Annotated in this window: 12 protein-coding genes; 11 read left to right on the top strand and 1 reads right to left on the bottom strand. The window is 42.4% G+C overall.

Annotation, left to right across the window (positions count from 1 at the left end; genetic code table 11):
- Positions 1-6: 6 nt before the first annotated feature.
- Positions 7-1,716: an NFACT RNA binding domain-containing protein gene (locus QUF73_08650; protein MDM5226282.1), complete on the bottom strand. Its 1,710-nt coding sequence runs from the start codon at positions 1,714-1,716 to the stop codon at positions 7-9.
- Positions 1,717-2,142: 426 nt separating this feature from the next.
- On the opposite strand from QUF73_08650, the gene QUF73_08645 reads away from it, so the two are divergent.
- From QUF73_08645 to rlmN, 11 genes are all read left to right on the top strand, one after another.
- Positions 2,143-4,821, top strand: a complete 2,679-nt coding sequence (locus QUF73_08645) for a calcium-translocating P-type ATPase, SERCA-type (GenBank protein MDM5226281.1) — start codon at positions 2,143-2,145, stop codon at positions 4,819-4,821.
- A gap of 178 nt (positions 4,822-4,999) precedes the next feature.
- Positions 5,000-5,872 (top strand): YicC/YloC family endoribonuclease, encoded by an 873-nt coding sequence (locus tag QUF73_08640; GenBank protein MDM5226280.1) that lies wholly within the window; start codon positions 5,000-5,002, stop codon positions 5,870-5,872.
- Between the two features lie 60 nt (positions 5,873-5,932).
- Complete coding sequence (locus QUF73_08635; protein MDM5226279.1) at positions 5,933-6,196, top strand: DUF370 domain-containing protein; 264 nt, start codon at positions 5,933-5,935, stop codon at positions 6,194-6,196.
- Positions 6,197-6,206: 10 nt separating this feature from the next.
- Positions 6,207-6,821, top strand: a complete 615-nt coding sequence (gene gmk, locus QUF73_08630) for a guanylate kinase (GenBank protein ID MDM5226278.1) — start codon at positions 6,207-6,209, stop codon at positions 6,819-6,821.
- A gap of 2 nt (positions 6,822-6,823) precedes the next feature.
- On the top strand, positions 6,824-7,045 hold the full coding sequence (gene rpoZ / locus QUF73_08625) for a DNA-directed RNA polymerase subunit omega (protein ID MDM5226277.1): 222 nt from the start codon (positions 6,824-6,826) through the stop codon (positions 7,043-7,045).
- A 197-nt stretch (positions 7,046-7,242) separates the two neighbouring features.
- On the top strand, positions 7,243-8,451 hold the full coding sequence (gene coaBC, locus QUF73_08620) for a bifunctional phosphopantothenoylcysteine decarboxylase/phosphopantothenate--cysteine ligase CoaBC (protein ID MDM5226276.1): 1,209 nt from the start codon (positions 7,243-7,245) through the stop codon (positions 8,449-8,451).
- On the top strand, positions 8,448-10,862 hold the full coding sequence (gene priA / locus QUF73_08615; GenBank protein MDM5226275.1) for a primosomal protein N': 2,415 nt from the start codon (positions 8,448-8,450) through the stop codon (positions 10,860-10,862). The genes coaBC and priA overlap by 4 nt, the downstream gene beginning before the upstream one ends.
- 186 nt (positions 10,863-11,048) lie before the next feature.
- The gene (def, locus tag QUF73_08610; protein ID MDM5226274.1) at positions 11,049-11,534 is read left to right on the top strand and encodes a peptide deformylase; all 486 of its coding nucleotides are present in this window, start codon (positions 11,049-11,051) and stop codon (positions 11,532-11,534) included.
- On the top strand, positions 11,531-12,481 hold the full coding sequence (gene fmt, locus QUF73_08605; GenBank protein ID MDM5226273.1) for a methionyl-tRNA formyltransferase: 951 nt from the start codon (positions 11,531-11,533) through the stop codon (positions 12,479-12,481). Before def ends, fmt begins: the two co-directional genes overlap by 4 nt.
- Positions 12,478-13,833: a 16S rRNA (cytosine(967)-C(5))-methyltransferase RsmB gene (rsmB, locus tag QUF73_08600; GenBank protein MDM5226272.1), complete on the top strand. Its 1,356-nt coding sequence runs from the start codon at positions 12,478-12,480 to the stop codon at positions 13,831-13,833. Before fmt ends, rsmB begins: the two co-directional genes overlap by 4 nt.
- A complete protein-coding gene (gene rlmN, locus QUF73_08595; GenBank protein MDM5226271.1) occupies positions 13,834-14,919 on the top strand; it encodes a 23S rRNA (adenine(2503)-C(2))-methyltransferase RlmN in 1,086 nt (361 codons plus the stop codon). It abuts the gene before it with no gap.

Here is a 14,919-nt window from a genome sequence, read left to right as displayed (position 1 = left end):
CTTTTTTCATTGTTTTAATGACAGAACAGTTTCTTCATCTGGCGTAACGTAAACTGTCTGCTGATGGTCATATATGACAAATCCAGGTTTCGCTCCACTTGGTTTCTTCACATGACGGACTTGGGTGAAGTCAACAGGTACAGAACTGGAATTACGGGCTTTGCTGAAGTATGCTGCTAGGGATGCAGCTTCAAGAATTGTATTTTCTGCTGGTTCCTTGCTTCGGATAACCACATGTGAACCTGGGATATCCTTTGTATGCAGCCATATCTCATCCCTTGCGGCCAATTTGTTCGTTAAATAATCATTCTGCTTATTGTTTTTTCCAACCAATATTTCCGTTCCGTCTGAGGCGGTATAGCTGTCAAGAACAGGCTTAAGGTTCTGCTGTTTCTTGCTGCCCCGTTTTTGCCTTTCTCTAATATAACCGCCTTCAACAAGCTCCTCTCTTATTTCAGCAATGTCTCTTGTTGATGCAGTTTCTACTTGCTGCAGAAGAGAATCGAAGTATGACGCTTCCTCTTCTGCTTTTTTAATTTGCTCTTTTACGGCAATTACAGCATTTTTTGCTTTTTGGTATCTTGTAAAATATTTTTGTGCATTCTCTGAAGGAGTCTTTTGTGGATCCAGCGGAATGATAACCGCTCCGCCATTTTCATCGTAATAATTGATGACTTCAGCTTCCTTCATCCCCTTTTGAATCGCATAAATATTTGCTGTGATCAATTCTCCATACAATTGATGTTTATCGGCATTTTCTGCTTCATGCAGGGTTCTTTTCAGCTTCTCAATTTTTTTCTCATTCTTTTCTTTCTCATTTACTATAAAACGTTCAAGGTCATTGGATTGCTGTTTGACCCGGTCTCTTTCCGCTTTTCCAAAATAAAAGCGGTCCAGCATTTCGCTCAAGGAATTAAAATCCCTGCTTTCCCCTTTTATATGCTGGAGAGGCAATAAATAAAAGCTTTCTTTTTGTTCGCCTGCTGTAATGGCCGGCCTTATGGAATGATCCTTTAGGGAGCCTATTAAGTGCTGGAAGCTATTTGGAACAGTTGTCCTGTTTATAAGACCAGCCTGGTGTATTACTTCTTTTGCAAAAAGCGGTGAAATTCCAGCGAAGCTCCCTACAAGCTGTTTATCCACTTTCCCGCTGTTAAAGTCGATCTTACGAAGTAAATCTTCTTTGCCTGCCTCGAAAGGATTCATTTTATCCTGGGACGGAGGGAGAATGTACTCCTGTCCTGGCAAAATCGCACGATGGCTATTAACTGCATAAGATACATGTTTGACGCTGTCGAGAATAATATTGCGGGATTTATCCACCAGTGTAATATTGCTGTGTCTGCCCATTATCTCAACAATCAGCTGTTTATAGGATGTATCACCAATCTCATTCCTGCCTTTAATTTCAAACACGATTATACGGTCAAGCCCGATTTGATGCACATCTTCAAGTATATAGCCTTCCAGATGCTTTCTTAAAAGCATGCAGAACATTGGCGGCTCTGATGGGTTTTCGTGTGCTTCATTGGTAAGCTGGACTCTCGCATAGCTGGGATGTGCTGATAGCAAAAGCCTGTGATTCTTCCCATTTGCCCGCACAACTAAAATAATTTCATTCTTATAAGGCTGCTGAATCTTATTGATTCTGCCGCCCTTTAAAGTATCTATAAGCTCTTTCGTCATAGCTCTTGTAAACAAACCATCAAATGACATATTGGAACATCCTCTTCTATTAAAAATAACAGCCTATTACATGCTTCAGATATACATTATTCTTTCATTGAAATAATAAAAATCAAGTTTTAAGGCTTGGTCTATTGTCTTCACAAGGCGCTTCCGCTTTTCTAATACTGTCTAGCTCCAGCGCCTACCCCCTCGAGGTGTCGGGGTGGGCAAGGCGCTTCCGCTTTTCTTTTTAATAATAGCATTTTTTTGGACAGGGCTGAATATGCTTTCTTTAGAGTGAGATTGGACAACTCTGCTTCACTTGATTTAGCAGAAGAAGCAGGACGGTCTGCCATCTGGCGGATTCTCTTAAAGTCTGGCTGTGAGTGCTGATGAATTTCTTTACTATTGTATCCCTTCTCCATGCAGCTCATGGCTTTTCTCAAACCACAAAGGAGGAAGTGTGATGTCCGGATGAAGTTCCATGAAATGAATGAAAGGGAGGTTGAGCAAGCCTTAAATACAGATATTAAGGCGGGCTTAACAGAGGATGATGTAAAAAAACGGCTTAAACAATATGGGTATAACGAATTGAAAGAGGGAGAAAAGCAGTCGGCTTTACTCTTATTTTTTAGTCAATTTAAAGATTTCATGGTTCTTGTCCTATTAGCAGCGACCTTAATATCGGGGCTGCTTGGTGAATATATTGATGCGATTGCCATTATTGCAATTGTAGTCATAAATGGCTTTTTGGGCTTCTTTCAGGAGAGAAAGGCGGAAAAGTCTTTACACGCACTTAAGGAATTATCAGCTCCTCAAGTTATTGCTTTACGTAATGGACAATGGAAAAAGATTCCCTCCAAAGAAGTGGTGGCAGGGGACCTGTTGAAAGTTGCAACAGGAGACAGAATTGGAGCAGATATGAGAATCGTAGAGTCCAATAGCCTGGAAGTTGAGGAATCCGCTTTAACGGGAGAATCTCTGCCTGTTCAAAAGAGAACTGGTTCCTTGAAAACTGCTAATCTTGCTATTGGGGATATGGAGAACATGGCTTTCATGGGGACTATGGTAACCCGTGGCAATGGGCTGGGTGTAGTTGTCGGAACAGGGATGAATACTGCCATGGGACAGATTGCTGATCTTCTGCAGAATGCGGAAACCATGACCACTCCGCTTCAGCGAAGATTGGAACAGCTGGGCAAAATCCTCATTACGGCAGCTATTTTACTGACTGTTCTTGTCGTTGTGGCTGGTGTGGTGCAGGGGCAGGAATTATATACAATGTTCCTTGCTGGCGTTTCTTTGGCAGTAGCAGCCATTCCAGAAGGACTCCCGGCCATCGTGACAGTAGCTCTGTCGCTTGGGGTACAAAGAATGATAAGAAAAAAAGCAATCGTCCGGAAGCTTCCAGCGGTTGAAACACTGGGCTGTGCATCAGTGATATGCTCAGACAAAACTGGTACAATGACTCAAAACAAAATGACTGTCACGCATCTCTGGAGCGGCGGGAAAGAGTGGAGAGTTGATGGTATCGGCTATGAGCCGCAAGGCCATTTTTATAGAAATGAGAATCAAATTGAACCGAAAAGTGATAAAGCACTCCAGCAAATGCTGATGTTTGGCATGTTATGCAACCATGCTGAAATACAGCAGAAAAATAATGAGTTTGTGATTGATGGAGATCCGACAGAAGGGGCTCTGCTAGTAGCGGCCATGAAGGCGGGCTATAACCGGAGCAGTCTGTTAAGTCAATTCCAGATTATCAATGAGTTTCCGTTTGACTCTGCCCGAAAAATGATGAGTGTTGTGGTAAAGGATCATAACGGAAGACAATTTATTGTAACCAAAGGAGCACCCGATGTATTAGCCGGGAAAAGTGAATCAGTTCTTTGGGAGGGCAGGCGGCAGATTCTTTCGAGGGAGCTCTCAGGTGAAATTCAGGGAGCGATAGAAAATCTAGCTTCACAAGCCTTGAGAACGATAGCGATTGGCTATAAGGAAATCCCCTCAAAAAATGTCATTCTTGATGAAAAAGAGGCGGAGAAGGAATTAACATTTATCGGGCTGCAGGGGATGATTGATCCGCCAAGGCCTGAGGTTAGGGAAGCAGTCAAGGAATGCAAGGAAGCAGGAATTAAAACGATCATGATCACAGGAGATCATGTGATTACAGCACAGGCTATTGCCAAGCAATTAGGCATTTCAGCAAAAGGCTCTAAAGTCCTTCAGGGTAAAGATTTGGCAGAGATGACGGTTGAAGATCTTGAAGATATGGTTGAAGATGTTGCAGTATTTGCCAGAGTATCGCCTGAGCATAAATTAAAAATTGTAAAGGCTCTCCAGAATAGAGGTCATATTGTTGCCATGACAGGTGATGGAGTCAACGATGCCCCCGCCATTAAAGCGGCAGATATCGGAATATCAATGGGCATTACAGGGACCGATGTTGCGAAAGAGGCATCTGCTTTAGTACTGCTCGATGATAATTTTGCTACCATAAAAGCCGCAATAAAAGAAGGAAGAAATATTTACGAGAATATACGAAAGTTTATCAGATATCTGCTTGCATCAAATGTTGGTGAAATTCTGGTTATGCTGTTTGCCATGCTTCTTGCCCTTCCGCTGCCCTTAGTGCCAATCCAGATTCTCTGGGTGAACCTGGTTACGGATGGACTTCCTGCAATGGCTCTTGGCCTTGACCAGCCAGAGGAAAATGTAATGAAGCGGAAGCCAAGGAGCCCCAAGGAAGGTGTGTTTTCAAGAGGGCTTGGCTGGAAAGTGGTTTCCAGAGGATTTCTAATTGGACTTGTGACATTACTGGCATTCATTTTTGCTTATAGGGCAAATCCGGATCATCTTGCGTATGCACAGACAGTAGCATTTGCCACATTGGTAATGGCACAGCTGATTCATGTATTTGATTGCCGCAGTGAAAAATCCGTGTTCTCGAGAAATCCTTTCGGCAACAAATATTTAGTCTGGGCAGTCATCTCGTCCCTTGCTTTAGTGCTGGTTGTCATATACTATCCGCCGCTTCAGCCAATTTTCCACACCGTCCCTATTGAATTGCGCGACTGGTTTATGATCACAGGACTCTCAGCCGTTCCAACATTTTTACTGGCAGGCACATTTTTGGCAAGAAAAACAAAATGAAATATGTTATAATCCTTTAGGTAGTAGAGAAGAACTCTATTACCTTTCTTTTTTGCGCAAACATATAAATCTACATCATTACTTGATTTTTATACATAACTGCACAGGCATCATGCCGCTAACTGAAAGTAATAGTGCTTTTTATAAGCTGTGCTTTTCCCAAAAGGAAGTGTGAGAAATGGCAGTAAGCATGACTGGTTATGGCAGAAGCAAGAAAGATTCCGGGCAATGTTCCATTACGGTTGAAATAAAGACTGTAAACCATCGTTTTACCGAGTTTCAGATCAGAATGCCCAGACAGCTGATGCATATGGAAGACAAGATAAAGAAAAAGCTTAACGGGCATATCAAAAGAGGCAGAATCGAGGTTTATATCACCATTGACGGCGATGGCCTGTCCAGCAGGAAAGTTAATGTTGACTGGGAACTATTGGATGAATATTTTCAGTACATAACTGCAATTCAAACAAAGTATCAAATTTCAACGGATCTATCCATCGGGAATGTCATACGGGAAGAACTGATTGGCATCGAAGAAAAGGAGTCCGGCAATGAAGAATTGAGCCAGATGGTCCTTTCTGCTGCTGAAGAGGCATGCCTGCAGTTAATGGAGATGAGGAGGCTTGAGGGGGATGAGCTGGAAAAAGATCTCCGAAGCCATCTTAGTCTTTTAAGCAGCAGGGTGCTTAAGCTGAGAGAGTATGCCCCAAAGGTCGTGCAGCTTTACCGGGAGAGATTGGAAAAGCGTATGAAAGAATTTCTTGATGGCCAGGTGGATGAGCCGAGAATTTTAACAGAGGTAGCGATGTTCGCTGATAAAGCGGATATCAGTGAAGAACTGACAAGGCTTCAAAGTCATATTAACCAATTTGAAAAGACCCTTCAGCTTTCAGAACCGGCTGGAAGAAAACTTGACTTTATTCTGCAGGAAATGAACCGGGAGGCCAATACAATCGGCTCCAAGGCAAACAGTGCAGAGATAGCTGCCGAAGTGGTTGAAATAAAGAGTTTATTGGAAAAAATGAAGGAACAAGTTCAAAATATTGAATAGCAGTTGTTTAGATTCCGGCTCTGGGGGTCAAAATAAATAACTGATGATTGGAGGACCCAAATGTCAATTAAACTGATCAATATCGGATTTGGCAATATTGTTTCTGCCAACCGGATAATATCAATAGTCAGTCCAGAATCTGCCCCGATTAAACGGATCATTCAGGACGCACGTGACCGGGGCTCTTTAATAGATGCTACGTATGGCAGGCGCACCCGGGCTGTTATTGTTATGGACAGTGACCATGTCATTTTGTCTGCGGTCCAGCCGGAAACTGTTGCGCACCGGTTAAATGACCGTGATGAAATTGTTGATGAAGGGTAGGATTTTATAAATGAAAGAAAAAGGGTTATTGATTGTTCTATCCGGACCCTCAGGTGTAGGAAAAGGAACAGTAAGAAAAGAGATATTTGCTCAGCCTGATACTGCGTTTGAATACTCTATTTCAATGACAACGAGATCTCCGAGAGCGGGAGAAGTCAATGGAGTTGATTATTTTTTCAAAACGCGTGAGGAGTTTGAAGAGCTGATCAGGCAGGATAAGCTGCTTGAATATGCAGAGTTTGTCGGGAACTACTACGGAACACCAGTTGATTATGTAAGAGAAACACTGGACCGGGGCAAAGATGTTTTTCTTGAAATCGAAGTTCAGGGTGCCCGCCAAGTGCGTGAGAAATTCCCTGACGGCTTGTTCATCTTCCTGGTTCCACCTAGTTTATCCGAGCTTAAGAACCGTATCGTCACCAGAGGGACAGAGACAGAAGATATAATTAACAATCGCATGAGTGCAGCGAAAGAAGAGATTGAAATGATGAACTTATATGATTATGTTGTAGAGAATGATCAAATCGATCTCGCCTGTGAAAGAATTAAATCCATTGTGGTAGCAGAACACTGCCGCAGGGAACGTGTAGAACCTAAATACAAAAAGATGCTGGAGGTAGAATAAATATGCTTTATCCTTCTATTGATTCTCTAATGACAAAGATTGATTCCAAATATTCACTTGTTTCTGTTGCTGCCAAGCGTGCCCGCAAGCTTCAGATCAATGCCAGACCACAGCTTGAGAGCTATAAATCACATAAAAATGTGGGAAAAGCACTTGAAGAAATCCATGCAGACCAGCTTCATTACCGCCTGGGCGAAAAAACAGCCAATGAATCATACGAGTAAAATCGCTGAATAACAACCTTTTAAAAGGTTGTTATTTTTGTTTGAGGTTTTATTAGATGAAAATTCACTGCTCTTCTTGCATAATAAAACTATCATGAAACTAATAGCCATTAATGGCCAGTGCTGCTTATAGAAAAATATAGCCAGGCCGTTTTTAATAGAGATGAATTATTTATTGAGATTGGTGGGGTCATATAATGCTGACTGGAAAGAAGATATTATTATGTGTAACCGGTGGAATTGCTGTTTATAAAGCTGCAGCCTTAACGAGCAAGCTTACGCAGGCCGGAGCGCAGGTGAAAGTTATCCTAAGTGAATCGGCCGCTAAATTTGTTGCACCATTAACTTTTCAGGCGCTTTCAAGGCATGATGTTTACACCGACACTTTCGATGAAAAAGATTCGAAGGTTATTGCTCATATCGACCTTGCTGATTGGGCCGATTTGATACTTGTTGCTCCGGCTACAGCAAATGTAATCGGAAAGCTGGCCAATGGAATTGCAGACAATATGATCACAACAACCCTTTTGGCGGCATCATCACCGATCTGGATTGCGCCTGCAATGAATGTACATATGTACAGCCATCCTGCTGTCCAGAAAAATATTGAAACCTTATATCGTTTTGGCTGCAGATTTATAGAGCCTTCAGAAGGGTATCTTGCATGCGGCTATGTTGGAAAAGGCAGGCTGGAAGAACCAGAGAAAATTACAGAAACAATTGGAGAATTTTTTAAGCCCTCCAGATTGGAGCTAACTGGCCGGAAAGTGGTCATTACTGCCGGCCCAACAAGGGAAAAAATTGATCCTGTACGTTATATTACCAACCATTCTTCGGGTAAAATGGGCTATGCAATTGCGGAAGCAGCTGTATCTGCAGGAGCTGAAGTTATATTGATATCCGGTCCGGTTACAATTAATGCTCCTGCCGGCTTAAAACTGATAAAGGTAGAATCTGCTGAAGAAATGTATCAAGCGGCTATACGCGAATTTGATCATGCGGATGTTGTCATTAAGACCGCTGCAGTCTCCGATTATCGTCCAAAGGTGACTTCTGCGCAAAAAATGAAAAAACAGCCTGGGGATGAGGTATTGGAGCTTGAAAGAACAAAAGATATATTATTTGAACTGGGACAAAAAAAGAAGAAGCAAATCCTTATAGGTTTTGCGGCTGAAACTGAACAGGTTGATGAGTATGCACAGGGCAAGCTGAAGAGGAAAAATGCCGATATGATCGTCGGCAATAATGTAACTGCTGAAGGTGCAGGCTTTGGAACAGACACGAACATAGTGACATTTTTCAAAAAAGATGGGTCTTCGGAAAAGCTCCCCCTTATGTCAAAAAAGGATGTTGCAGTAAAAATACTTGAAGAAGCTGCGATCTTGTTAAAGGATGAGCATGAATGAATATTGCGAGAGTCATTGTCGATGTACCTGCCAAACAGACTGACCGGGCATTTGACTACAAAATACCCTCTCAGCTGAAAGGTGTCATTCTCCCCGGCATGAGGGTTGTTGTTCCATTTGGACCAAGGAAGATCCAGGGGTTTGTAACAGCAATAAAAGCAGAGTCGGATTTTCAGCAGCTAAAATCCATTTCAGAGCCGATGGACTTAAATCCAGTCCTTAACCAGGAGCTTTTAACTCTTGGTGAATGGCTGACAGAAAAAACATTATGCTACAAAATTTCTGCCTTTCAGGCAATGCTGCCTGCAGCATTGAAGGCAAAGTACGAAAAGAAGCTTGTAATGGCAAAAAATGCAAATCGTAAACTGCTTCCTGAAAAAGTATGTACTCTCTTTCAGAAAACTGAAGAAATTACATGGGATGATGCAGTAAAAAGCGGAGCTTTGCCGCTTCTTCAAAAGGAAGCATCCCATGGAAATATCGAAATTATATACCAAGTAAAAGAACGAGTGAAAAAGAAAAAAGTAAAGCAGGTTTTCGCGGCTGCTGCCCCTAATAAGCTTGCTGATTACCTTCAGCAGCTTCCAGGCAACGCAACCAAACAGAAAGAATTGCTTGAGTATTTTCTTCATGAGGAGGGGCCGGTCGATCAGAAAGAGTTATTTTCCTTGCTTGGAATAACCTCGTCTACCATAAAAGGGCTTATGCAAAAAGGGCTGCTTGGCCAGAGGGACGTGGAAATTTACCGAAACCCATTTGGAGACCGTAAATTCGAAAGAACTGTACCGCTCTCTTTGACCGATGGACAGAGAAAGGCCATAATCCCCATCCTTAATTCTATTGAAAATAACAGGCATGAAACTTTTTTGCTTTATGGGGTAACAGGAAGCGGAAAAACTGAGGTGTATCTGCAATCCATTCAGCGAGTGCTTGAGGATGGCAAAGAAGCCATAGTCCTTGTTCCTGAGATTTCCTTAACTCCGCAGATGGTCAAACGCTTTAAGGGCAGGTTTGGCAATCAGGTTGCCGTCATGCATAGCGGCCTTTCAGCGGGAGAAAAGTATGATGAATGGAGAAAGATTCAGCGGAAGGAAGTCAAGGTTGTTGTCGGAGCGAGGTCGGCTATCTTTGCCCCTTTTGAAAACCTTGGAATCATTATCATTGATGAAGAGCACGAAACCAGCTATAAGCAGGAAGAAAACCCAAGATACCATGCAAGGGATGTTGCCATTGAAAGAGCGGGAAATCATAAATGTCCTGTTGTGCTTGGCAGTGCAACTCCCTCATTGGAATCTTTTGCGCGAGCACACAAAGGAGTTTACCATCTCCTCACTCTTGAAAATAGAATGAACAACCAGGCTCTCCCTTCCGTTGATATCATTGATATGCGGGAAGAGCTGCGTGAAGGAAACCGCTCGATGTTCTCAAGGAAGCTCCTTGAAAAAATTAAAGACCGTCTCGGGAAAAAAGAGCAGATCGTATTATTTTTAAATAAAAGAGGGCATTCTTCATTTGTTATGTGCAGGGACTGCGGATATGTTATTAATTGTCCTCATTGTGATATATCTTTGACTTATCATCGCTATAACCAGCAGATGAAATGCCATTACTGCGGCTATGAGGCACCCGTTCCGAATGCATGCCCGGAATGTGAAAGTGAGCATATCCGTTATTTTGGAACCGGCACTCAGAAAGTGGAAGAGGAATTGGCAAAAATATTGCCGGAAGCGAAGGTAATCCGGATGGATGTCGACACAACCAGCAGGAAGGGAGCACATGAAAAGCTCCTTGATCAATTCCAGGAAGGGCATGCAGATATTCTTCTTGGAACTCAGATGATTGCTAAAGGCCTTGATTTCCCCAATATTACCTTAGTAGGCGTGCTCTCGGCAGACACGATGCTGCACCTGCCTGATTTCCGCTCTTCTGAAAAAACCTTTCAGCTTCTGACTCAGGTAAGCGGGCGTGCTGGGAGGCATGAATTGGAGGGGGAGGTAATTATTCAGACCTACACTCCTGAACATTATAGTATTGAACTGGCGGGGGAACAGGATTACGATAAATTTTATGAAAGAGAAATGATGGTCCGCAAAATTCATAGATATCCCCCTTTCTACTATATATCCCTTGTTACCGTCAGCCACGAGGAATTAATGAAGGCTGTTTCGGTAACTGAGAAGATCACGCAGTACATTCAGTCAAAATTATCTGCAGAGAGCATAGTCCTTGGTCCGGTTGCATCGCCGATACCGCGGATCAATAATAGATATCGGTATCAATGTCTGATAAAATACAAGCGGGAGCCGGAACTTGGCCAGACGCTTAAGAAAATCCTGGATAATTATCAGCAGGATATTTCAACTGGGGGCCTATCCGTCTCCATTGACCTGAATCCATATATTTTAATGTAGTTTATTAAAGCTGAATAAGATTAGTTTGTTTGAACTTTGAGAACTGTTGGTCTCACAAGGAATGTTTCAACAGCTTCAAATCACACGGCTATAAGCGTCAGCTTTTTTAGGGGAGCGGAGCTTCCGTTTTTGTGGTTATGAATAAACTTAAATTGGTTGAAAATAGATAAAAATGGAGGAAATGTTTTGGCAGTAAAAAAAATTGTAACTTATCCGGCTGAGATTCTAGAGGCAGAATGCGAACCCGTTAAGGTGTTTGATAAGAAGCTGGGCAAATTATTAAATGATATGTATGATACGATGATCGAATTCGATGGGGTCGGGCTTGCTGCTCCGCAAATCGGGCTTAGCAGGCAAATTGCCATTGTTGATATAGATGATGATTTTGGAACAATTGAAATGATTAATCCGGTAATCCTTGAAACGAATGGGGTACAGACAGGCCCTGAAGGGTGCCTGAGCTTTCCTGGGTTATATGGTGATGTAACTAGGCCTGAATATGTAAAAATCAAGGCGCAGGATCGAAAAGGGAAATATTTTACACTCGAGGCTGAAGATTTCCTGGCAAGAGCGATCCTCCATGAAATTGATCATTTGCATGGGGTGCTATTTACCTCAAAAGTTACAAGATACTTGAACGAAGAAGAGTTGGAAGGATTGGAAGCTGAATGACAAAAATCGTATTTATGGGCACACCCTATTTCTCAGTGCCTGTACTGAAGCAAATAATAGAGGACGGATATGAAGTAATTGGAGTGGTTACTCAGCCTGACAGGCCTGTTGGAAGGAAAAAAGTCCTTACTCCCCCGCCTGTAAAAGTCGAAGCTGAAAGACAGGGCATCCCTGTGTATCAGCCCGAAAAAATCCGCCAGCCAGAAGAACTGGAGAAAGTTCTTGCTCTTAAGCCTGACCTGGTAGTCACTGCTGCGTTTGGTCAAATTTTGCCGAAGGAGCTTTTGGATGCACCCAAGTTCGGATGCGTAAATGTCCATGCATCATTGCTTCCTGAATTGCGCGGAGGTGCACCCATTCATTACTCCATTCTGCAGGGGAAAGAAAAAACAGGAATCACCATTATGTATATGGCTGAGAAGCTTGATGCCGGCGATATTTTAACACAAGTGGAAGTGCCGATTACGGAAAGAGATACAGTTGGCACTCTTCACGATAAACTTAGCGCTGCTGGATCAAAGCTTTTATCTGAAACACTGCCAAAGCTCCTGAATGGTGAACTCACTCCCGTCAGGCAAAATGATGAAAAAGCCACTTTTGCTTATAACATTAAAAGAGAACAGGAAAAAATCAACTGGAGCAAAACTGGAGAAGAAATCTATAACCATATCAGAGGGTTAAACCCATGGCCGGTTGCTTATACAACTTTTGACGGCAAAGTGATTAAAATCTGGAATTCGGAGAAGGTCAATTCTGCTGAAAGCAAAGAACCGGGAACAATAATCAGGCTTGAGGAAGATGGAATCGTTGTGGCAGCAGGGAATGAGACAGCCATTAAAATTACTGAAATGCAGCCTTCCGGAAAGAAAAAGATGCCAGCAGAACAATTTTTAAGAGGCGCAGGGTCCCATCTAACTGCCGGCGGCCGTTTGGGAGACCCCGAATGAAAAAGCTAAAGAAGAAAAATGTAAGAGAAACTGCACTGGAACTTCTTGAAGCCATTGAAAAAAATCAGTCCTACAGCAATCTTTTACTGAATAACGCCATTAAAAAGAACGAAATAGATCAGAAGGATATCGGACTTCTTACAGAACTGACTTATGGTACCCTTCAGCGCCGGATGACACTCGATTTTTACCTGCAGCCGTTTTTGGCAGGCAATAAAAAAATTGAAAGCTGGGTAAACCAGCTCTTAAGGCTGACTCTGTATCAGATGGTTTTTCTTGATAAAATTCCCGACCGCGCAGCTATTTTCGAGGCAGTAGAAATAGCAAAACGATGGGGGCATAAAGGGATTTCCGGCATGGTCAACGGCGTGCTCAGGAACGTTCAAAGAAAGGGGCTTCCTGATATTGAACAAATTGAAGGCAGTGTTGAACGCCTTTCCATTGAGACTAGCCATCCCGCCTGGCTGGTAAAAAGATGGGCCGATCAGCTTGGGTTTGAAGAAACAAAGAAAATGTGCGAAATTAACTTGACTGCTCCACTTCAGACTGCAAGGGTAAATGAGGTAAAGGCTTCCAGGGAAAAATGCCTGTTACTTCTAAAGGAAGAAGGATTTGAAGTGGAACCAAGTCCGTTTATACCAGTTGCCATTAAATGTTTAAGAGGAAACCTTGCCAATTCGCGTGTCTTCAAAGATGGCCTGATCACTATTCAGGACGAAAGCTCCATGCTTGCTGCTTATGCGCTTGGAGGAAATCCAAATGAAAAGATCCTGGATGCCTGCGCAGCTCCCGGAGGAAAATCCACACATATTGCAGAAAAAATGCAAAATACCGGACAAGTCATTTCACTTGATCTTCACGAGCATAAAGTAAAGCTGATTAATGATAATGCCGATAGATTGGGACTTTCGAATATTAAGACAAATGCCCTTGACAGCAGAAAAGTCCAGGAGCATTATGAAAATGAATCTTTTGACCGCATTTTAGTGGATGCCCCATGCTCAGGCCTTGGAGTTATGAGAAGAAAGCCGGATATGAAATACACAAAAAAAGAAGATGATTTATATCATCTTCATAAGATTCAAAGAAATCTTTTGGATGCCGTTTCACCTTTGCTGAAAAAAGGTGGTATTCTTGTTTATAGTACATGTACAGTGGACAAGGAAGAGAATCAGCATGTTGTCCAGTCATTTTTAAAGAATAATGCGGAATTTGAGGGAGATGTATCTGTTCGTGAGCGGATGCCTAAAGCAATTGCTCCGTTTATAGATAATTTTGAAATACAGATTTTACCGCAGGATATTGGTTCGGACGGGTTTTATATTGCCTGTCTGAGAAAGAAGGTGCAATAAATGGAACAAACAGCAGCAGAGAAAATAACAGCAGCCGAACAAAAACCATCCATTTATACTTTACAGCTGCATGAGCTGAAGGATTGGCTTAAAGAAAATAATGAGAAAGCTTTCAGGGCTGAGCAAATTTTTGATTGGCTTTACACAAAAAGAGTCACATCATTTGAGGATATGACGAACCTGTCAAAAGGGTTAAGAGATACGCTATCAGCAAATTTTTCGCTGACAACTCTTAAAACGATCATTCAGCAGGAGTCAGCTGATGGGACAATAAAATTTTTATTTGAACTTCATGATGGCTATTCGATTGAAACTGTACTGATGAGGCATGACTATGGTAATTCAGTATGTGTAACTACTCAGGTGGGCTGCCGAATCGGCTGTACATTCTGTGCTTCAACTTTAGGCGGGTTAAAACGCAATCTTGAAGCAGGAGAAATCGTTGCGCAGGTCGTAAAAGTACAACAGGCACTAGATGAGACAGATGAACGGGTCAGCTCGGTTGTTATTATGGGGATCGGCGAGCCATTTGATAATTATGACAGTATGCTGTCATTCCTGAAGATAATCAACCATGATAAAGGGCTGAATATCGGTGCACGCCATATCACTGTTTCGACTAGCGGTATCATCCCAAAAATCTATAAATTTGCAGATGAAAATATGCAGATCAATTTCGCGATCTCATTACATGCTCCAAACACCGAAATCAGAAGCCGCCTGATGCCAATAAATAGAGCATATAAGCTGCCGGACCTTATGGATTCAATCAGGTATTATATAAATAAGACAGGCAGACGGGTGAGTTTCGAATATGGCTTATTCGGAGGGGTCAATGACCAGGTGGAACATGCCGAAGAGCTGGCAAAGTTAATAAAAAATGTGAAGTGCCATGTTAACCTGATTCCAGTAAACTATGTGCCTGAACGAGATTATGTAAGGACACCCAAGGATCAAATTTTTGCTTTTGAAAAGACACTGAAGAACCACGGCATTAATGTAACCATTCGCAGGGAGCACGGTCATGATATAGATGCAGCATGCGGACAACTTCGTGCAAAGGAGCGAAAAGAGGAGACGAGGTGA

Source organism: Cytobacillus sp. NJ13 (genome assembly GCA_030348385.1).
GTDB lineage: Bacteria > Bacillota > Bacilli > Bacillales > Cytobacillaceae > Cytobacillus.
Note: the sequence above shows the minus strand (reverse complement) of the source record. Positions and strands in the feature narration are given on the sequence as shown.

Excerpts from the sequence above, each read along its gene's own strand:
- QUF73_08650 (MDM5226282.1), bottom strand. The coding sequence starts at position 1,716 with ATGTCATTTGATGGTTTGTTTACAAGAGCTATGACGAAAGAGCTTATA.
- QUF73_08645 (MDM5226281.1), top strand. The coding sequence starts at position 2,143 with ATGAAGTTCCATGAAATGAATGAAAGGGAGGTTGAGCAAGCCTTAAAT.
- QUF73_08640 (MDM5226280.1), top strand. The coding sequence starts at position 5,000 with ATGGCAGTAAGCATGACTGGTTATGGCAGAAGCAAGAAAGATTCCGGG.
- QUF73_08635 (MDM5226279.1), top strand. The coding sequence starts at position 5,933 with ATGTCAATTAAACTGATCAATATCGGATTTGGCAATATTGTTTCTGCC.
- gmk (MDM5226278.1), top strand. The coding sequence starts at position 6,207 with ATGAAAGAAAAAGGGTTATTGATTGTTCTATCCGGACCCTCAGGTGTA.
- rpoZ (MDM5226277.1), top strand. The coding sequence starts at position 6,824 with ATGCTTTATCCTTCTATTGATTCTCTAATGACAAAGATTGATTCCAAA.
- coaBC (MDM5226276.1), top strand. The coding sequence starts at position 7,243 with ATGCTGACTGGAAAGAAGATATTATTATGTGTAACCGGTGGAATTGCT.
- priA (MDM5226275.1), top strand. The coding sequence starts at position 8,448 with ATGAATATTGCGAGAGTCATTGTCGATGTACCTGCCAAACAGACTGAC.
- fmt (MDM5226273.1), top strand. The coding sequence starts at position 11,531 with ATGACAAAAATCGTATTTATGGGCACACCCTATTTCTCAGTGCCTGTA.
- rsmB (MDM5226272.1), top strand. The coding sequence starts at position 12,478 with ATGAAAAAGCTAAAGAAGAAAAATGTAAGAGAAACTGCACTGGAACTT.
- rlmN (MDM5226271.1), top strand. The coding sequence starts at position 13,834 with ATGGAACAAACAGCAGCAGAGAAAATAACAGCAGCCGAACAAAAACCA.